The organism is Achromobacter ruhlandii (assembly GCF_002082135.1).
Taxonomy (GTDB): Bacteria; Pseudomonadota; Gammaproteobacteria; order Burkholderiales; family Burkholderiaceae_B; genus Achromobacter; species Achromobacter ruhlandii.
The window spans coordinates 2,482,816-2,500,654 of the sequence record NZ_CP017433.1 but is presented as its reverse complement, the minus strand read 5'-3'; the positions used below and the strand labels follow the sequence as shown (position 1 = coordinate 2,500,654).

16 protein-coding genes are annotated in these 17,839 nt (G+C 66.8%); 5 read left to right on the top strand and 11 right to left on the bottom strand.

Features of this window, described 5'->3' with window-relative positions; translation table 11 throughout:
- Positions 1-7: 7 nt before the first annotated feature.
- Complete coding sequence (locus tag AruCF_RS11275; protein WP_080977568.1) at positions 8-1,219, top strand: helix-turn-helix transcriptional regulator; 1,212 nt, start codon at positions 8-10, stop codon at positions 1,217-1,219.
- Here the strand turns inward: AruCF_RS11275 and AruCF_RS11270 are convergent.
- Positions 1,155-3,068 (bottom strand): B12-binding domain-containing radical SAM protein, encoded by a 1,914-nt coding sequence (locus tag AruCF_RS11270; protein ID WP_049073314.1) that lies wholly within the window; start codon positions 3,066-3,068, stop codon positions 1,155-1,157. The genes AruCF_RS11275 and AruCF_RS11270 overlap by 65 nt on opposite strands.
- 219 nt (positions 3,069-3,287) lie before the next feature.
- On the opposite strand from AruCF_RS11270, the gene AruCF_RS29120 reads away from it, so the two are divergent.
- Positions 3,288-3,686 (top strand): hypothetical protein, encoded by a 399-nt coding sequence (locus AruCF_RS29120; RefSeq protein ID WP_144419122.1) that lies wholly within the window; start codon positions 3,288-3,290, stop codon positions 3,684-3,686.
- A gap of 18 nt (positions 3,687-3,704) precedes the next feature.
- Here AruCF_RS29120 and AruCF_RS29115 read toward each other — a convergent pair whose 3' ends face one another.
- From AruCF_RS29115 to AruCF_RS11245, 6 genes are all read right to left on the bottom strand, one after another.
- Positions 3,705-4,421, bottom strand: a complete 717-nt coding sequence (locus AruCF_RS29115; RefSeq protein ID WP_144419121.1) for a hypothetical protein — start codon at positions 4,419-4,421, stop codon at positions 3,705-3,707.
- 217 nt (positions 4,422-4,638) lie between these two features.
- Positions 4,639-5,094, bottom strand: a complete 456-nt coding sequence (locus tag AruCF_RS11265) for a carboxymuconolactone decarboxylase family protein (RefSeq protein WP_049073313.1) — start codon at positions 5,092-5,094, stop codon at positions 4,639-4,641.
- A gap of 66 nt (positions 5,095-5,160) precedes the next feature.
- A complete protein-coding gene (locus AruCF_RS11260; protein ID WP_049073312.1) occupies positions 5,161-6,147 on the bottom strand; it encodes a tripartite tricarboxylate transporter substrate binding protein in 987 nt (328 codons plus the stop codon).
- A gap of 70 nt (positions 6,148-6,217) precedes the next feature.
- Complete coding sequence (locus tag AruCF_RS11255; RefSeq protein ID WP_049073311.1) at positions 6,218-7,216, bottom strand: cyclase family protein; 999 nt, start codon at positions 7,214-7,216, stop codon at positions 6,218-6,220.
- A 51-nt stretch (positions 7,217-7,267) separates the two neighbouring features.
- Positions 7,268-8,539: a CaiB/BaiF CoA transferase family protein gene (locus AruCF_RS11250; RefSeq protein WP_049073310.1), complete on the bottom strand. Its 1,272-nt coding sequence runs from the start codon at positions 8,537-8,539 to the stop codon at positions 7,268-7,270.
- 34 nt (positions 8,540-8,573) lie between these two features.
- The gene (locus AruCF_RS11245; protein WP_049073309.1) at positions 8,574-9,419 is read right to left on the bottom strand and encodes an HpcH/HpaI aldolase/citrate lyase family protein; all 846 of its coding nucleotides are present in this window, start codon (positions 9,417-9,419) and stop codon (positions 8,574-8,576) included.
- An 85-nt stretch (positions 9,420-9,504) separates the two neighbouring features.
- Between AruCF_RS11245 and AruCF_RS11240 the strand changes: the two genes are divergently transcribed.
- Together AruCF_RS11240 and AruCF_RS11235 are read left to right on the top strand one after the other, a co-directional pair.
- Complete coding sequence (locus AruCF_RS11240; protein ID WP_049073308.1) at positions 9,505-10,386, top strand: LysR family transcriptional regulator; 882 nt, start codon at positions 9,505-9,507, stop codon at positions 10,384-10,386.
- A gap of 23 nt (positions 10,387-10,409) precedes the next feature.
- On the top strand, positions 10,410-11,285 hold the full coding sequence (locus tag AruCF_RS11235; protein WP_049073307.1) for a prephenate dehydratase: 876 nt from the start codon (positions 10,410-10,412) through the stop codon (positions 11,283-11,285).
- Between the two features lie 101 nt (positions 11,286-11,386).
- Here AruCF_RS11235 and fhuE read toward each other — a convergent pair whose 3' ends face one another.
- From fhuE to AruCF_RS11215, 4 genes are all read right to left on the bottom strand, one after another.
- Positions 11,387-13,582 carry a ferric-rhodotorulic acid/ferric-coprogen receptor FhuE gene (gene fhuE / locus AruCF_RS11230; protein WP_049073306.1) on the bottom strand — a complete coding sequence of 732 codons (2,196 nt, stop codon included), beginning with the start codon at positions 13,580-13,582 and terminating at the stop codon, positions 11,387-11,389.
- A 200-nt stretch (positions 13,583-13,782) separates the two neighbouring features.
- On the bottom strand, positions 13,783-14,340 hold the full coding sequence (locus tag AruCF_RS11225; RefSeq protein WP_235432772.1) for a DUF8467 domain-containing protein: 558 nt from the start codon (positions 14,338-14,340) through the stop codon (positions 13,783-13,785).
- A gap of 100 nt (positions 14,341-14,440) precedes the next feature.
- Complete coding sequence (locus AruCF_RS11220) at positions 14,441-15,115, bottom strand: hypothetical protein (RefSeq protein WP_049073304.1); 675 nt, start codon at positions 15,113-15,115, stop codon at positions 14,441-14,443.
- Positions 15,116-15,270: 155 nt separating this feature from the next.
- Entirely contained in the window at positions 15,271-16,416 is a 1,146-nt protein-coding gene (locus AruCF_RS11215; RefSeq protein WP_049073303.1) for an alpha-hydroxy acid oxidase, read from the bottom strand.
- A 182-nt stretch (positions 16,417-16,598) separates the two neighbouring features.
- Between AruCF_RS11215 and AruCF_RS11210 the strand changes: the two genes are divergently transcribed.
- Positions 16,599-17,819 carry a CaiB/BaiF CoA transferase family protein gene (locus tag AruCF_RS11210; protein ID WP_049073302.1) on the top strand — a complete coding sequence of 407 codons (1,221 nt, stop codon included), beginning with the start codon at positions 16,599-16,601 and terminating at the stop codon, positions 17,817-17,819.
- Positions 17,820-17,839: the final 20 nt, after the last annotated feature.

Genomic DNA, 17,839 nt, shown 5'->3' with positions numbered 1-17,839 from the left:
GAAGATCATGAGCGTGGTCCGTTTGTTTGATGGCATGCATCCCGAGACCCGGCGCGTGTCGCCGGGCGCGATGTATGGGCATTGCTTGGAAGCCGCTCCATTTAATATTGCGTCTCATTCCTTTAACTACCCGGATCGGGTCGTCACCCCCGAAACGGTTCCCCGGCACCGCTTTATGAAGACCCACCCCGACATGCCGCGCCACGTCGCCCCTTCCACCCCGCCCGACTTGCCCACGTCCTCGATGTTCGACACGGACTTCCTGGCGCACTTCCTGCCGGGACAACGGCACCGGTTGGTCTACGTGCAAGTGGCGGAAGGCATCGAGCTATGCCATTGGCAAAGCGCATTCGAGCAGCCGTTCACCGTGCACACGCGTGACGACGGCGACCGCGTATTGCTGTCGTACCAATTGCGCGGCGAGACCGATTGCTGGCTGGAAGGCGGCGTCGCCGGACAGGGCGAGGCCATCAGGGAAACGTCGGGCTGCTTGTACTACACGCCAGATCGCCGTGGACACTTTGCCCAACATGGGGTGTGCGAGAGCCTGACCGTTGCGCTGCGGCCGGACGTGCTGCGCACGTGGATCGAGGACGAAGAGGACGCGGCGCTGCGGCGCTCACTGGACTCCGGCAGTTGCTTTCGCACTGGCTACCGCGGCGAAAAGCTGCATCGAGCCGCGCTCGCCATCAGCCGCGAGTTGAAGCACCTGCGCACGCCCGTCTGCGACACGCCCGGCGCGCGGCTGATCCGCGAAGCGCAGGCCATGATGCTGACGGGGCTGTTTCTAGAAGCCGGCCACGCGGACCTGCGCCGCGCCAATGCCGCCGCGCCGCAACGGCAACGCCTGATGGCGGCGCGCGACTATCTGCTGGCCGACCTCGCCCACCCGCCCACGCTGGCGCAGATGGCCGCGGAGACGGGCTTGAGCGCCATGCGCATCAAGCGCGGGTTCCGCGAGTTGTTCGGGCACAGCGTCTATGGCTTGTTCCAGCAGACGCGGATGCGCGAGGCGCAGCAGCGGCTGCGGGCGGGCAAGGTGACGGTGATGGAGGTGGCGTTCGACCTGGGGTATTCGAATCCCAGCCACTTCGCGGCGGCGTTCCGGAAGGAGTTTGGCGTGGGGCCGGGGGAATACAAGCGTGGCCTGTCGCTTACCCCGGCTGGCTCAACGCCTTCGCAATCCGATGCCGCCCCACCGTCGTCTTCGGCACCTTGAACGGAAACCAGCTTCGCACGTCCTCGTCCAGCCCGATCCCGTGCATGTAGTTATAGATCGCCTTCTTCAACGCCCGCCCCAGCGCGTCGTGATCCACCCCGGTCGGGTCGTCGAAGCCGATGTCGTTCTTGGCGAACGTCACCTCCGGCAGCGGCCGCAGCGTCACGCCGTATTCCTCGGGGTTCAGCCCCACCGGGGAATGCACCGTACAGGCGAAGCGGTGGAAGAACCCGCTCTGGATACAGCCGTTCTCGAATAGCTGGCGCACGTACTCCAGCGCGTCGACCGTGTCCTGCACGGTCTGCGTGGGAAAGCCGTACATCAGGTAGGCGTGCACCAGGATGCCGGCGTCGGTGAAGGCGCGGGTGACGCGCGCCACCTGGTCGACCGACACGCCTTTCTTCATCAGGTTCAGCAGGCGGTCCGAGGCGACCTCCAGGCCGCCGGAGACGGCGATGCAGCCGCTGTCGGCCAGCAGTTCGCACAGCTCGGGAGTGAAGGTCTTCTCGAAGCGAATGTTGCCCCACCACGAGATGCCGGCGTTGCGCGCGATCAGTTCGGTGGCCAGGGCCTTGAGGGACTTGGGCGGCGCGGCCTCGTCGACGAAGTGAAATCCCGTCTGGCCGGTTTCCTGCACGATGGCCTCGATGCGGTCGGCCAGCACCGTTGCCGAGGCGCCTTCGTAGCGGCCGATATAGTCGAGGCTCACATCACAGAAGCTGCACTTCTTCCAGTAGCAGCCGTGGGCCACGGTCAGCTTGTTCCAGCGGCCGTCGCTCCACAGGCGGTGCATGGGGTTGAGCATGTCCAGCAGCGACAGGTAGCGGTCCAGCGGCAGGCCGTCCCAGGTGGGCGTGCCGACCTCGGCGAAGGCGACGTCGGGCTCGACCAGGTTGACGTAGCGCACCGCGCCGCTGTCGGCGTCGCGCAGGAAGGTGCGCACCAGGCGCTGGCGCGAGCGCTTGCCTTCGACGTGCTCCATCAGCGCCAGCAAGGGGCGCTCGCCGGCGTCGAGGCTGACGAAGTCGAAATAGTCGAAAACGCGCGGGTCTTTCAGTTCGCGCAGCTCGGTGTTGACAAAGCCGCCGCCCAGCACGGTGATGATCCTGGGGTCTTGCGCCTTGATGGCCTGGGCGATGCGGAAGGCGGCGTAGACGGCGCCGGGGAACGGCACCGACAGCAGAACCATGGTGGGCTGGTGGCGCGCCAGGGCCTCCAGGGTCAGGTCGCGCAGGGTGTCGTCGACCAGGTTCAGCGGCGCGGCCAGCGCTTCGGCCAGCGGGTCGAAGGTCGGCTGGCTGCCGGCCAGCGACTCGGCGTAGCGCACGAATTCAAAACGCGGATCGATGGCGTCGCGCAGCACGTCGGCCAGGTCGTTCAGGTACAGCGTGGCCAGGTGCTTGGCGCGATCCTGCAGGCCCAGGGCGCCGAAGGCCCAGCCCAGCGGGTCGCCGCCCTCGTCGTCGACGTACACGTCCAGCGAAGCAAAGCGCGGGCCCTCGGGCAGGAAGTGGCGGCCGACGATGCGGTGCGCCAAAGTCGAGTCGCGTCCCTGCAGGAAGGCGATCACCGGGGCGATGGTGGCCAGGTAGCGCGGCTGCATGGCGACGAAGGCCTGGATCGCGGGGGTGTGCTTGTCCAGCGGCAACGCGTCCACCTTGGCCGCCACGGCGCGCAGGCCGTCGGGCGACAGCAGGCGCAAGACCAGCGCCAACGCCAGGTCTTCCTGCGTGGCCGTGACGCCGCGGGAGCGCAGGAAGCCGGTCAGGTAGGCGGTGGACGGGTATGGCGTATTGAGCTGCGTCATCGGCGGGATGACGGACAGCACGCGAAGGGGCGTGGCGGACATGAGACACGGCGGGAAACGCCGTCAAAGCGGGGATCGAGGGGGGATTATAGTTACCGGCGAGTTCTCATCGGCGTAACACGGGAAATCAAGGGGCATAACGTGGGCAACCGGCTTCCCCCATTCTTCCCTCGACCACGAGGAGTGTTTCGTGCCGAACCGGGAACGACATAAACAGCGATTTATGATCCTGCATTGGAAACAGAGGCGAGCAGTCGAGATATGAAACCACTCACCGTTGTATCAGTAGAAAGATACGCACCAGACGACGATGCTGCCTCGGTCACGCTTCGCAGCGACCAAGGGGAAGTCACCGTTTTCTGCTGGCCCTGCTCCGTCAAGGCCGGTGACGTCGTCATGAATCGCCTGTCTGCAATGGATGGTGAAGTCGGCGGCGCCTACGGAGTTGACTGGCCTCAGGGTGAGAAAGACGCCGCGTCGGCGGAACAACTGGAGCGTACCGGACATTATGCCTATCGAGGCCGCGGGCGCGTAGCCAAGGCGTCTGAAGGCTTGGTTGAAACGATGGGATTCTTGATCGAATTCGGAGAAACACCCGAGACCGGACACGTCGAATTTGATATTGCCCGGCTCGATTGCGGGTGCGATACCCTCGATTGACGCACCCTAACTCTCTCGCTATTCGTACAGGACTTCCCGTCGTTTCAATTCATGCTGTATTTGACGATACTGCAGCAGTAGGGATTCGGTACTCACGCGAGTCAGATCTGCGTCACCCATCGACGACCCAAGCCCTTCAAGAATCGAGCCATAATTTTTGAACAGGAGTTGATCCAAAAATGCAGGCGTGATGCCAAGCGGTTTGCATACATCCTGCGCGAGAAGAGTCTCGACGGCGGCATATGAGGTTGCAGGTACCTTTGTTGGAAGTTCAGGAACGATTCTGTTCACCACTCCCATGACCCGGCTATCCAATGCAATGCGATCAGTGGCCAGACCAAAGCCGGATGTAAGAAAGTCACGCGCTCCCTTGTTCTTGACATAGGCCAGAGACTTCGCAACATATTGCCAGCGTTCCTCTGACGTTTTCAGCGCCACCACGTAGCGTATGAAACCGCTCGGCCCGCCCTTGTACGCCTTCAGAAAGGCGAAGTTCTTTATCAGGGCAAGGACCTTTGGCGAAAGCTCCGGATTAACGTCGGACACATAGCGCGCACCTATTTCACGCAACACTTCGCCAAGCACCATTGCCACCTGGGCTTCGGGCATGGCACATAGACGTTCGTAGTTCAATTTTTCCCGGATGGCGGCCTCGGAAAGCCGCTTGGCGGGATCGGATTTTCCCACCACGACAACCTGGCTTACGACGCGGATCCAAATATCGGTATCGGACATCGTTTTCCAATGATCCGCTGGCGGCAGTCGGATATCGTGCCCAAAGCGTTCGCATATCCATCGGAACTTGCCGACTTGTTCTTCCGTAAGCGTAGGGAGCTGCATAAGCTTGCATTATTAGGAAAGCGAGCAATCTTACACTGCCAACATCTAAGCGCTATGGAATTCCCATTATCAGGCAGATAACGGTATCTGTTCGCCATTCGCGCCTAAAACCTCAATTTCCCCCGCCAAACAAATCCGCCCCCCGCACCTCCGCCGGCTCCAACACATACCCAATTTCCCCCGCCACCTCGCGCAGAATCCCCTGCGCCAGGTTGAACGCGGTATTGGCCGCCGGCACGCCCGCGTAGATCGCGTTCTGCAGCAACACCTCCTTCAGTTCATCCGGACTCAGCCGCGACTCGTCCTTCGCCGTCAGCGCGGCGCGCACGTGCAGCTCGAATTCCTCCCAGCGGCCCAGCGACAAGGTCACCGCCAGCACCATCATGCGCCGCGCCTTGTGCGGCAGGCCCGGCCGGCTCCAGATGTCGTGCCAGGCGTAGCGGGTGATCAGGTTCTGGTAGTCGGCGGTGAAGGTGGTGGCGCGGTCCAGCGAGCGCTGCACCCATTCTTCTCCCAGCACGGCGCGGCGGTTGGCCAGGCCGCGCTCGAAATCGTCTTCCCGGCTCATTGCGGCATCTCCCCTTGGGTGCTTGCGTCGGCGGGGCGGGCAACGGCGCTGCCCCGCCCCGGCCGATCAGTTCACGGTGATGTTATTGGTTTTCACGACCTCGGCCCAGCGGACCTGTTCGGCGTCGACGAACTTGGAGAAGTCCGCGGCGCTGCTGCCGACCGGGGTCAGGCCGAGCTTGGCAAGCTTGTCGCGGGTTTCGGGGCGGGCCAGCGCCTTCTGCACCAGCTCCTGCAGCTTGGCGACGACCTGCGGATCGGCGCCGGCCGGCAGGAAGAAGCCATTCCATTCGACGACGTCGAAGGCCTTGACGCCGCCTTCGCTGACGGTGGGCACGTTGGGCAGGTCGGGCATGCGCGCGGCCGACGAGACGGCCAGCGCCTTGAGCTTGCCGGTGCTGACGTAGTTCAGGCTGGACGCGGCGTTGGCGAAGTACACGTCGACCTGCCCGCCCATGACGTCGACGATGGCGGGCGCGCCGCCCTTGTACGGCACGTGCACAATGTCGATCTTGGCGTCCTTCTTGAGCAGTTCGGCGGCCATCTGCGCCAGGCTGCCCGGACCGTACGAGGCGTAGGTGTAGCGGCCGGGGTTGGCGCGCGCGGCCTTGACGAAGTCGGGCAGGCTGTTGAAGGCCGAACCGGTGGCGGCGACCAGGATGTTGGGCACGCTGACGGCCTGCGAGACGGGAATGAAGTCCTTCTTGGCGTCGTAGGGCAGCTTGCGCAGCACGGGGTTGATGGAGAACGCGGAGGCGTCGTACAGCACGGTGTAGCCGTCCGGTTTGGCGCGGGCCACGTAGGCGGCGCCGATGGAGCCGCTGGCGCCGCCCTTGTTTTCGATGACGACGCTCTGGCCGGCGACTTCACCCATGCCTTGCGCGATGATGCGGGCGGCGTTGTCGGCGCCGCCGCCGGCCGAGTACGGCACCACCACGGTGATGGGCTGGTCGGGGTAGCCGGCGGCCTGGGCCGCGCCCAGCGTGGAGGCCAGTGCCAATGCGGCGGCCACGGGGCGCAGTGCGGCCAGGGCCGCGTGACGGGTTTTCTTCATGTGTGCTCCTCACGTCTCCCCTGCGGGGGATGTTGAATCGATCAAGGATCGTGGCGCGGTCCGTCCGAGGTCAGACGGTCGCGATGGGGTTGACCGGCGCGCCCACCAGGCCGGGCACGTACATCGGTGCGGCGGTCAGGAAGAAGGCGTGGCGGTCGTGCTGGCGCAACCAGTGCGCCAGCGGGGTCAGGTGCCAGAGTTCGCCCAGCGGCAAACCCAGCTTGAACAGGCATTGTTCGTGCAGCGGCAGGAGCGGCCCGCTGCCGCTCTCCAGATGATGATTGCGCAATTCCACCGCGTGGTTGTCGGCGGCGATCGCGGCGATGCGGCTGTCCCTGATCCAGGCCAGCAATTGCGCGTCGGCGCCGTCCAGCACGCAGCAACTGGTCTTGAGCCGGTCCTGCTCGTCATCGCCCAGCGTGAGCGCGAGGTCGGCCAGGCCGGTATGCAGGCACAGGATGTCGCCGGGGCGCACCTGCACGCCGTCGGCGTGCATCACGTCCATCAGGTCCTGGTACGAGACCTTGCGATGCGCGTCGCCGAAGCGGGCGCGCAGGTCGACCATGACGCCGCGCCCCTGGATGCCGTGCCGCGCCATGGGCGCGATGGACAGGTCCTGGGTGCCGGTGAAGCCGTCGACGCGCGGTTCGCTGACTGTAAAACCGTTGTAGCCGGTCGGCTGCGGCTGGCCTGTGCCGTGGGCGTCGTACATCGCGCCGACGTGACCCAGGGCGTCCCATTGGGTGGAGTACTGCGGCGACAGCGTGACGCGGTCGTCGCTGACGACGTCGGTGGCGCCCGGCACGTCGCGCGCCAGCGGATAGCGGTAGACCGGCACGCCGTTCTTTTCGGCGGGCTGGATCACCGGGCCCTTGCGCCGTGGGTTGAGCACGGGCGCGCGCGGCACCGTCAGCGGCAGGCTCAGGGAAAACGACAGGCCTTCGCGGATTTCCGCGACGGCGGCCAGGCGCGCCTGGCGGTCCAGGTGGTTCAGGGTGCCGAGCTGGTCGTCGTCGCCGAAGTCGCCCCAGTTGGAGCCGTCGGGACGCTGCTGGTAGCGTGGACGCATTTTTTTGTCTCCTCGTTCTGTCTCGGACGAGTCTTATGATCGTTGTGGCGGCTATTGCACCACCGAGGATTGCCGTAAATGGGCGATTTCGGACGCGGTGTATCCCAGGGCGGACAGAATTTTTTCGCTGTGTTCGCCCAGACCGGGCGCGCCGCGCCCTGCCCGGGACTCGCCGCGCGCTGCCTCGGACTCACCGCGCCCTGCTCCAGATTCGCCGCGCCCCTCCCCCGACTCATCGACAGGCGCTGGCGCGGCGCCGCCGAAGTGGGCCCATTGCGCCAGGCCCAGGTAGTCGCCGGCCTGCGGGTTGTGGTACGGCCGCATGAGTCCCATGGCCTCGACCTGGGGATGATCGAACATGTCCTCGACCGGGCGCACTTCGGCGCAAGGCACGCTCTGGCCGAAGCGCTCGGCCCATTCGCGGGCCGAGGCGCGCGCCAGCGCCTGGCGCACCAGGGGCACCAGCACGGCGGCCTGGGCGGCGCGTTTCTTGACGGAGTCGTAGTCAGGGTGTTCGGCCAGCTCCGGCAGGTCCAGGTGGCCGCACAGCGCGCGCCAGAAGTGCGGCGTGTTGGCCGACAGGTACAGGTAGCCGTCGCGGGTGGGATGGATGCCGGTGATGCCGCCCGAGCGCATGTCGCGCTCGATATGGCGCGGTTCGCCATCGGCCCAGACCAGGCGGGCCGACTGCATCGCCAGCGCGCTGCCCAGCAGCGAGACCTCGATCGCCTGGCCACGGCCGGTCTTCTCGCGGCGGTAGAGGGCCGCCGTCACGCTGTTGGAAATCAGCGCGGCGCCGTAGTAGTCGACCACCGAGCCGTACAGCACTTCGGGCGGACCGTCGGCCTTGGCCTGGGCGGCGCACATGCCGGTCATCGATTGCAGCACCTGGTCGTAGCCGGCGTGGCGCGCCATCGGGCCGACCGCGCCATAACCGGTCATGGCGCAATAGACCAGGCGCGGGTTGACCGCCGACAGCGTGGCGAAGTCGATACGCAGGCGCTCGGGCACGCCCGGCCGGAAGTTGTGGACCAGCACGTCGGCCTCGCGCACCAGCCGCAACAGGATCTCGTGGCCGGCGGCTTCCTTCAGGTTCAGGCACAGGCCGCGCTTGTTGCGGTTGATGCCCAGGAAGGCGCGGCTTTCGCTGGCCAGCGTCGACGGGTACTTGCGCAGGTTGTCGCCTTCGGGCGGCTCGACCTTGATGACGTCGGCGCCCATGTCGCCCAAGAGGGCGCAGCCATAGGGGCCGGCGATGTAGGCGCTCAGGTCCAGGACCTTGATGCCGGCCAGCGGCAGGTCGGCGGGGGATGCTTGTTGCATTGCGGATTCACTCAAAATCGGTAGCGCGGCCGCGTCAGGCGGCGCGGCCGGCGGCCAGCAGCATGTCCTGGGCGCGCCGCACGAAGGGGGCGTCGATCATCTTGCCGTCGAGCACGAAGGCGCCGACGCCGTCATGCTCGCGGCTGGCGGACACGATGCGCTCGGCCTGGGCGATCTCGTCCGCGCTGAAGCCGAACACTTCGTTGGCGATGGCGATCTGGCTGGGATGCACGCACGACTTGCCCAGGAACCCGAGCGAGCGCGCCAGTTGCGCCTCGGCCCGAAAGCCCTCGGCATCGCGCACGCGGGCATAGGCCGCGTCCATGACGTACTTGCCGGCACAGCCGGCGGCCAGGCGCAGGGACAGCATCACCGCGCGCAGCGTGTCGGGCTGGTAACGCTCGATGCCGAGCGGCTCGAACAGGTCGGCCAGGCCCAGTTGCAGGCCGGCGACGCGCGGATGGGCCGCCGCCAGTTGCGCGGCGTCGGCCAGCGCGCGCGGGGTTTCGACGGTGACCAGGAATTCACCGGCGAAGCCGACGTCCATGGCCTCGTCGATCGCGGCGCGCAGCGCGGCGACGCTTTCGACCTTGGGCAAGTTCAGCACGTCGATGGGCAGGCCGCGCAGCGCGGCCAGGTCGGCGGCAAAGTCGGGCGTGTCGACGGCGTTGACGCGGACGATAATTTTCTTGGGATGTTGCTCATGGTCGGCGGCGAACGCGGGTGCGGCCAGCCAGGCCGCCAAGGCGGCGCGGGCCTCCTGCTTGCGGGTCGGCGCGACCGCGTCCTCCAGGTCGAAGGACAGCGCATCGGCCGCGCTGGCCATGGCCTTGTCGAACAGTTCCGGACGCGAGGCGGGAACGAAAAGCTTGCTTCTCATTGATGTCTCCTGGCCGCATTGTGGCGCTGGAGACGCGTGATCGGGGACAGCCAAATTACGATAAGACGATAGAATATCTATCATCATGAACACCGACTTCCTGCACACGCTGGCCGCCGTGGCGCGCCATGGCTCCATGGCCGAGGCCGCCCGGCGCCTGGGGCTGACCCACGGCGCGGTGGCGCAGCAGATCCGCAAGCTGGAACAGGAGCTGGGCGTGGCGCTCGTGGCGCGCGCCGGCCGCACCGTGCACCTGACCGCCAAGGCCACCGAACTGATCGGGCCGATGCGCGAGGTGCTGGAACGGATCGAGAAGATCCGCTACCTGGCCCGTTCCGACGAAATGATGGGCGAGCTGCGACTCGGGGCCGGCAATACGGCGCTCAATTCGATGGTGCCGGCCATCCTGGAACACCTGGTGCGGCGCCATCCGCTCATCAACGTCGAGATCCAGCCGGGCCATTCGGCGCGCTTCTACCCCGCCATCGAAAGCGGCGAACTGGACGCCGCCATCGCGCTGCAAGCGCCCTACCCGCTGTCCAAGAGCCTGGGCTGGCAGTTGCTGCGCGAAGAACCCTACGTGCTGGCGGCGGCACCGCGCCATGCCGGTCGGCACCCGCACAGCCTGCTGACGGCCGAACCCTTCATCCGCTACCAGCGCAGCGACTGGGGCGGCCAGCACATCGACGATTACCTGCGGCGCGTCGGCATCACGCCGCGCGAGCGCTTCGAGCTGAACGCCATCGAATCGATCGCGGTGATGGTCAGCCGCGACCTGGGGGTGGCGATCCTGCCGCGTTCCACCAACGGCGCGATCGAACGGCTCGGCCTGCTCGCCCTGCCGCTGCCCGAGCCCTGCGAGCCGCGCCGCTTCGGCCTGATCTGGTCGCGTGGGTCGCCACGGCTGGCGCTGATCCGCGCCTTTCGCGACATTGCCGTTGTAGAGTATGCCAACGCGGGCGGCTGACCCGCGCTCTACAAGGGGAAAGCATGAAGAAGACCATTCTGTCGACGCTCGTCGGCTGCTCGATGTTCGCACTGCCGCTGGCCGCCAGCGTGGCCGGCCAGATCGGCTACCTGGGGCCGGCGGGTTCGTGGACGCACCAGGCCTGCCTGGATCTGTTCGGCCCCGCTGACCTGGTGCCGCTGACGCGCGACGACCTGTTCAAGGGCTACCAATCCGGCAAGATCGAACGCGCCTGCGTGCCCGTGACCACGTCGGTGGTGGGCGTGACGCCGTACCTGGACGCCGTGCTGGACCTGCCGGACGTGATGATCGTGGCCGAATATCCGAAGATGCTGGGTTACAGCCTGCTGGCCAAGCCGGGCACCAAACTGGCGGACGTCACGGAGGTGCTGGCGCACCCGGTGGCGTTCGAGGAGGTCAAGCCGTGGGTCGACCGCGAGATGCCCAAGGTCAAGCGCACCGAGGCCGCCAGCGGCGGCGCCGCCGCCAAGACGGTGGCCGACAGCCCGGGCCATGACAAGGCGTCGTTCGGCCCCAAGGTCGGCGCGTCGGTCTATTCGCTGGTGTCGCTGGTGGACGGCATCGAGCAAGGGCCGCACAACGTGACCCGCTGGTGGGTGCTGGGCCGCGCGATGCCGGCGCCGACGGGGCGCGACAAGACCTCGCTGCTGGTCGATGCGTCCGACGACACGCTCAATGGCGCGCTGGCGGCACTGATCACCGCCAAGGTGCCGGTGCTGACGATCTACGAACGGCCCAGCAAGAAGACGCTGGACACGCATCGCTACGTGATCGAGGTGGCCGGCCACGCCCGGCAGGAGCCGTTGGCGTCGGTGCTGGCGGCGCAGCCGGGCATGCGGGTGCTGGGCTCCTACCCGCGCCAAGCCTCGCCGCGATAACAGGCGCGCCCGGCTATGGCCCGGGCCGTGCGCGCTCGCCCGGGCCCGGGTCGTCGAGAAAGGGGCGCACGGCCTCGACCCGCATGTCGGGCGCATCGGCCTCAATACTGATACCGCATCGTCAACGTCGCGCTGCGCCCCGCCGCCCACGCGCCCTGGCTGTAGAACCCGATCTGCGAGTAGTACTTGCGGTCCATCAGGTTGTTGATATTCAACTGCGCCGACAGGCTCTTATCGAACCGGTAGCGCGCCATCAGGTTGACCAGCGCGTAGCTACCCTGCCCCACGCGCTCTTCGCCATTGGGGCCGTTGGCGATCGTGTAGACGTGGCTCTGCCAATTGACGCCGCCGCCCACCGTCAACCGGTTCCAGTCGCCCGGCAATCGGTAGGTGGTGAACAAGCGCACCAGGCTGCGCGGCTGGTCGGTCTGGATGGGGCTGCCGTCGCCGTCGCGCGCGGTCCAGTGCGACCACCCCGCCGCCACGTTCCAGCCGGGCGAGACTTCGCCCGACACTTCCAGATCGAAGCCCCGGCTGCGCGTGCCATTGGCGGCGCGCGAGGCCTGGTTGAGCGTGCCGGGCACCAGATAGCCGACGTCGTCCTGCGCCAGATTGTCCTGGTTGATCTGGAATACCGCCGCCGAGGCATTCAGGCGGCCTTCGAGGAATTCACCCTTGATGCCGGCCTCGTAGGCTTTGCCTTCCAGCGGATCGAGCCAGTTGCCGTTGCGGTCCTGCTTGTCCTGCGGGTTGAAGATGCCTGTGTAGCTGACGTACGCCGTGTAGTTCTCGTTGATGTCGTACAGCAGGCCGGCGTACGGCACGAATGCGTCCTTGTCGAAGGCCTGCCGGCTGCTGCCGCCCCACCCTACCGCATCCGTCTTCCACGTGCTGTAGCGGCCGCCGACGATCAGCTTGAGCGGATCGGCCAGGCTGAAGCGCAGCGCGCCGTACCAACCGGCCTGCTTGGTGGTGTAGCGGCTGGCCAGGGTGGAGGTGTCGCTCCACTGCGGTTCGGGATACGAGCCGTCCCAGTCCAGGAAATTGCCGATGGGCGCCGGCGAGACCGCGCCACGGTTGCGGAAATCGGCGTATTGGCGGGTGAAGCTGGCGCCGACCACCGCTTCGTGCTGGCGGCCGAACAATGAGAATGGGCCGGAAGCCTTGAGGTCCAGGCTGTTCTGCTTGCGGTCGCCGTAGTAGCGCTGGGCCGAGGCACCCATTCCCAGGCCGGTGACGCGGTCGGGCCAGCCGGTCAGGTAGAGCAGCTTGCCGTCCATTTCGTGCTTGGAGTGCGAACCGACGGCCTGCACGCGCCAGCCGTTGTCGAAGCGGTGCTCCAGGCTGGCAAAGGCGCCTTCGGTGGTGCTGGCCCACTTGGTCCAGTCGGCGCCGGTGTTGAGCGAGCGTTTCCAGTCGGTGCGACCGCCGTCGGCGTACCACAGCGGGAACCCGCCCCAACTGCTGCGTTGCGGGTCGTTGTCCTGATGGTTGAAGCCGACGCTCAGGGTGGTGCGCGCGGTCAGGTCGGCGTCCACCACGCCATAGAAGATCTTCTTGCGGTTCTGGTAGCCGTCCAGGTACGAGTGGTTGTCCTGGTAGGCCGAGACGATGCGGCCGCGCACGCTGCCGCTGGCGTTCAGCGGCGAGGACAGGTCGGCGGTGGCACGGTAGGTGTCCCAGGTGCCGGCGCTGACGCTCAGGTCGGCGGTGAATTCGCGGCTGGTGGCGTGCTTGCGCACCAGGTTGACGGACGCGGACGGGTTGCCGGTGCCGGTCAGCAGGCCCGTTGCGCCACGCACGACTTCGACGCGGTCGTAGATGATGGGGTCGATGGATGATTCGCCCGCCGAATAGCCGGTCTCGAAGCTGGTGGGCACGCCGTCATACAGGTAATTGGTAATGGCGAAGCCGCGCGAGCTGAAGGTGTAGCGTTCGCTGTCATAGTTCTGCACCGAGATGCCGGGCGTGTTGCCCAGGATGTCGGTCAGCGAGCGCATGTCCTGGTCTTCGATGCGCTGGCGCGTGACCACGGTGACCGATTGCGGGGTTTCGCGCAGCGTCAGCGGCAGACCGGTGCTGGCGGCCGTGGCGCGCGGGGTGTAGGAACCCGTGCCCTCGGTGGTGGTGGGGTCGCCGTCGGCCTGGACCTGCACGGCGGGCAAGGTGGCGACGCCCGACTCCTGCGCCAGCGCTGTGCCGCTGGCCAGCGCCATCAGCACCAGGCTGGTGGTGCGCCGCAGGGCGAGGCGTGGACGAATGGGGAAAATCAGGCTGGCGGGCCGCGGGTCTTGCATGACGCTTCCTTGCAGGGTTGGTGAATAATTGGCAAGGAAGTGTAATGCGAACTCTTATCATGTGCATTTGTGTTGCGGATATGCACAATAGGGATTGTCCCGATTTGGCCGGGCCTTGTAGGAGATTTCGACGCGTGGCACGCGCGCGTCCGGGCTATGGTGCCGCTGTCCTGGTCGCGTCGGGCCTGGCTTGGCAGGAACTACTTCCCAACACCCTTCGGAACAAATAATGCGTGCGCGCCATTGGCCAGGTATGCCCCGTTCACGCCATCGAATCTGCGTGCCGCGTCCGGCCATGCAATGAATTTCCGGTCGACCCTGGTTCCACGCTGACCGGTAGCCGCGTCTATGGATACCAACTTCTCCGCGCGCGCCTTTGCCTCGCGCAGCACGATCGCCACGAATGCCTCGGTATCCTCGTCATCCGCCGGAATTGACGCCCGCAGCTCGCCGTTGAGAAGGGAATCCGGAAGAAAGTCCGCCGCTCTTGACCTCAAAAGGCTGACCAGCCCTGACCCAACCAGCGCGTAGATCCAGCCCTTTCCCGAGGGATGACGTTTCACGTAGCGATCGTGAAAATCCGCTTCGGAGATGATGGAGGAATCCACGATCGTTACATGAACCCCTTCACACGCATCGATTCGAGTCCTGTATCCCGGCCGCTCGACGTCCGGCTGCTCCTGCATGTTGATGAAGCGGATCGAGGGGCGGGCTTTCATGAGCGCGCCGGCGAATTCAGCCTCATCCACTGAAGTCATGAATAAGCACTGTTGAATCATCTTGGGGCCGGCCACGGGTCGCCCTATTCCGGTTGCGCAATGGATGCCCGCGCCAGGATCACCGGCATGAACCCTGCCCTCACCGATCCACCGACTTCATGTCGCAGGTCGTCTCCTGCACGTCGCACAGTCCCCGGAACCACGCCCGCCCCGCCAGTCGCTCGCCCTTGGCGCGCTCGACGATCTCGTCCTGCGGCGAGCGCTTGCGGTCCACCAGGTAATCCAGCAGCACCCAGTCCTCGTGGCAGGCGCGGATGCCCTGGATCTTGCCCATTTCGGTCAGCCAGTCGCTGCCCAGGTCCACCAGCCGCTGGCTGGCGGCGTCGGGCTTGGCATAGCCGCGCGCGGATTGGATGCCGACCCGCGCATCGTCCGCGAGGATCCAGCCTTCGCCCTTGTAGAGCTTGCGCGGCGCACGCTCCGGATATTCGTCATCGTTGTAAGCGTCGCTGGCATTGGCGATCCTGAGCCAGCCGTCCTTCGCTTCCTTCACGTCGAAGGTGACGCTGTAGGAATACTCCGGCTCGCCGGCGGCGGGCCTGGCGGGGATCTGGCCCAGGGCCTTGGCGCTGGCGGACGGCGCGTCGCGCACGGTGATCGACGGCTTGTCGTAGTTGGCCCAGGCGCTGAAGGCGCACGCGGTCGCGCCCGCGGGGGCTTCGGCTTGGACAGGGGCGGCGATGACCTGCGGCGCGGCCAGCAGCGCCAGCGTCAGCGCGGCGATCGAAGCGGTCAGACGGGGACGAATGTGCATGAAAACTCCAAAGCGTCGACGATCCGGGCCCGGGCGGTCCCCGACATCCCGCAAGCCGGATTGCTATCCAACTGACGGGCGGCGGTCCACCGGCAGGGTGTTTCTGTTTATCGGGCAGTTGCGCGACTGTATCAAACCCGCCGCCAGCGGCCGCTTCAGCGGAACCGCAGGTGCCGGCGCTGCAGCTCCGCCACCGTCCGGCAGCCCATCAGCTTCATCGCGCGCTCGATCTCCACGCGCATCTGCTCCAGCGCCCGTTCCACGCCGGGCCGCCCGGCGGCGGCCAGCGGGAACAGGTAGTAGCGGCCCAGCCCCACCGCCTTGGCGCCCAGCGCCAGCGCCTTGAGCACGTGCGTGCCGCGCTGCACGCCGCCGTCCATCATCACGTCGATGCGGTCGCCGACGGCGTCGACGATCTCGGCGAGCTGGTCGAAGGCGCTGCGCGAGCCGTCGAGCTGGCGGCCGCCGTGGTTGGACAGCACGATGCCGGTGCAGCCGATGTCGACGGCGCGTTCGGCGTCCTCGACCGACATGATGCCCTTCAGGCAGAACTGGCCGCCCCACTCGCGCACCATGGCGGCGACGTCGTCCCAGGTCATGGCGGGATCGAGCATCTCGGTGAAATAGCGGCTGATGGACATGGCGCCGCCGCCCATGTCGACGTGGCCGTCGAGCTGCGGCAGGCGGAAGCGCTCGTGGGTGGCGTAGTTGATGGCCCAGGCCGGCTTGATGGCGAACTGGGCGATGCCGGCCAGGTTCAGGCGGAACGGGATGGCGAAGCCGGTGCGCTTGTCTCGCTCGCGGTTGCCGCCGGTGATGCTGTCGACCGTCAGCATCATGACCTGCACGCCGGCGGCCTTGGCGCGCGCCATCATGTCGCGGTTCAGGCCGCGGTCCTTGTGGAAGTAGAACTGGTAGACCTGCGGGCCGCCGCTGATCTGGCGCGCCTCTTCCAGGCTGACGGTGCCCAGCGACGACACCCCGAACAGGGTGCCGAACTTGCCGGCGGCGGCGGCCACGGCGCGTTCGCCGTCATGGTGGAACAGGCGCTGCAGCGCGGTGGGCGAGCAATAGACCGGCATGGCCAGCTTCTGGCCCATGACGGTGACGGACATGTCCACATCCGCCACGCCGCGCAGCACGTCGGGCACCAGGTCGCAGGCCTCGAAGGCCTCGGTGTTGCGGCGGTAGGTGGTCTCATCGTCGGCGGCGCCGTCGATGTAGTTGAAGATCGGGCCGGGCAGCCGCTGACGCGCCATGCGGCGAAAGTCGTGGAAATTCTGGCACTGGCTCAGGCGCATCGGGGGACCTTTGTCTACGCTGCACGGACTACCGGAATGCCCCTTGCGACCCGGGCATGATGGGCCAAATTGTACCGGGGACGGCGTCCCATCACGCATAACAGCTTTGCCATCCGGGTGGAGCCTGCCGCGGCGCGGAAATCCTAGACTGGCCGCACTTCACAGCAGTCAAGGAGAAGGCGTTGCAGCCGCTGTTATCAAACCTGAAAGTGCTCGACCTGAGCCGCGTGCTGGCCGGCCCCTGGGCCAGCCAGATCCTGGCCGACCTGGGCGCCGATGTCATCAAGGTCGAGCGGCCCGGCCAGGGCGACGACACCCGGTCCTGGGGGCCGCCTTTCCTGAAGGACGAGCAGGGCCAGGACACGGCGGACGGCGCCTATTTCGTGGCCACCAACCGGGGCAAGCGCTCGATCACGCTGGACCTGCAGACGGCCGAGGGCCAGGCGCTGGTCAAGCAGCTGTGCCGCGACGCGGACGTGGTGCTGGAGAACTACAAGGTCGGCACGCTGGCGCGGCTGGGGCTGGACTATGCGTCGCTGTCGGCGATCAATCCACGCCTGGTGTATTGCTCGGTGACGGGGTTCGGCCAGACCGGGCCGCGCGCGGCCGAGCCGGCCTACGACTTCCTGATCCAGGCCATGGGCGGGCTGATGAGCGTGACCGGCGAGCGCGACGACCGGCCGGGCGGCGGGCCGCAGAAGGTGGGCGTGCCGATCGTCGACCTGACCACCGGCGTGTACGCGGCGCTGGGCATCGTGGCCGCCCTGCTGCGGCGCGCGCAGACCGGCCAGGGCGAGTACATCGACGTGGCCATGCTGGACGTGCAGGTGGGCCTCCTGGCCAACCAGGCCATGAACTTCCTGCTGGGCGGACGGGTGCCGCGCCGCACCGGCACCGCGCACCCGAATATCCAGCCGCAGCGCACCTTTGCCTGCGCCGATGGCGACATCGTCATCGTGGTGGGCAACGACGCGCAGTTCGCCACCCTGTGCGAGGCGCTGGGCCAGCCCGGCCTGGCGCGCGATCCGCGCTATGTCAGCAACAGCCAGCGCGTGAAGAACCTGGACACGCTCGATCCGCTGCTGGACGCCATTTTCATCGGCGAGCCGCGCGCCCACTGGCTGGACCTGCTCAAGCGGGCCGGGGTGCCGGCCGGCTCGATCAACACGGTGCCCGAGGTGTTCGAGGACCCGCAGGTGCTGCACCGCGGCATGCTGCGGCGCCTGCCCCACCCCGCTGCCGGCGAGGTGCCGCAGGTGATGAACCCGCTGCGCTTTGGCCAATCGGCGCTGCGGGTGGACCGCGCGCCGGCGCTGCTGGGCCAGCACACCGACGAGGTGCTGGCCGAACTGGGACTGAGCGCGGCGCAGATCCAGGACTACCGCGACCGCAAGATCATCTGACCGGCCCCACAGACCGGACC

Excerpts from the sequence above, each read along its gene's own strand:
- AruCF_RS29115 (WP_144419121.1), bottom strand. The coding sequence starts at position 4,421 with ATGTCCGATACCGATATTTGGATCCGCGTCGTAAGCCAGGTTGTCGTG.
- AruCF_RS11255 (WP_049073311.1), bottom strand. The coding sequence starts at position 7,216 with ATGCGTCCACGCTACCAGCAGCGTCCCGACGGCTCCAACTGGGGCGAC.
- fhuE (WP_049073306.1), bottom strand. The coding sequence starts at position 13,582 with ATGCAAGACCCGCGGCCCGCCAGCCTGATTTTCCCCATTCGTCCACGC.
- AruCF_RS11225 (WP_235432772.1), bottom strand. The coding sequence starts at position 14,340 with ATGACTTCAGTGGATGAGGCTGAATTCGCCGGCGCGCTCATGAAAGCC.
- AruCF_RS11240 (WP_049073308.1), top strand. The coding sequence starts at position 9,505 with ATGAACACCGACTTCCTGCACACGCTGGCCGCCGTGGCGCGCCATGGC.
- AruCF_RS11265 (WP_049073313.1), bottom strand. The coding sequence starts at position 5,094 with ATGAGCCGGGAAGACGATTTCGAGCGCGGCCTGGCCAACCGCCGCGCC.
- AruCF_RS11260 (WP_049073312.1), bottom strand. The coding sequence starts at position 6,147 with ATGAAGAAAACCCGTCACGCGGCCCTGGCCGCACTGCGCCCCGTGGCC.
- AruCF_RS11250 (WP_049073310.1), bottom strand. The coding sequence starts at position 8,539 with ATGCAACAAGCATCCCCCGCCGACCTGCCGCTGGCCGGCATCAAGGTC.
- AruCF_RS11270 (WP_049073314.1), bottom strand. The coding sequence starts at position 3,068 with ATGTCCGCCACGCCCCTTCGCGTGCTGTCCGTCATCCCGCCGATGACG.
- AruCF_RS11275 (WP_080977568.1), top strand. The coding sequence starts at position 8 with ATGAGCGTGGTCCGTTTGTTTGATGGCATGCATCCCGAGACCCGGCGC.
- AruCF_RS29120 (WP_144419122.1), top strand. The coding sequence starts at position 3,288 with ATGAAACCACTCACCGTTGTATCAGTAGAAAGATACGCACCAGACGAC.
- AruCF_RS11220 (WP_049073304.1), bottom strand. The coding sequence starts at position 15,115 with ATGCACATTCGTCCCCGTCTGACCGCTTCGATCGCCGCGCTGACGCTG.
- AruCF_RS11235 (WP_049073307.1), top strand. The coding sequence starts at position 10,410 with ATGAAGAAGACCATTCTGTCGACGCTCGTCGGCTGCTCGATGTTCGCA.
- AruCF_RS11215 (WP_049073303.1), bottom strand. The coding sequence starts at position 16,416 with ATGCGCCTGAGCCAGTGCCAGAATTTCCACGACTTTCGCCGCATGGCG.
- AruCF_RS11245 (WP_049073309.1), bottom strand. The coding sequence starts at position 9,419 with ATGAGAAGCAAGCTTTTCGTTCCCGCCTCGCGTCCGGAACTGTTCGAC.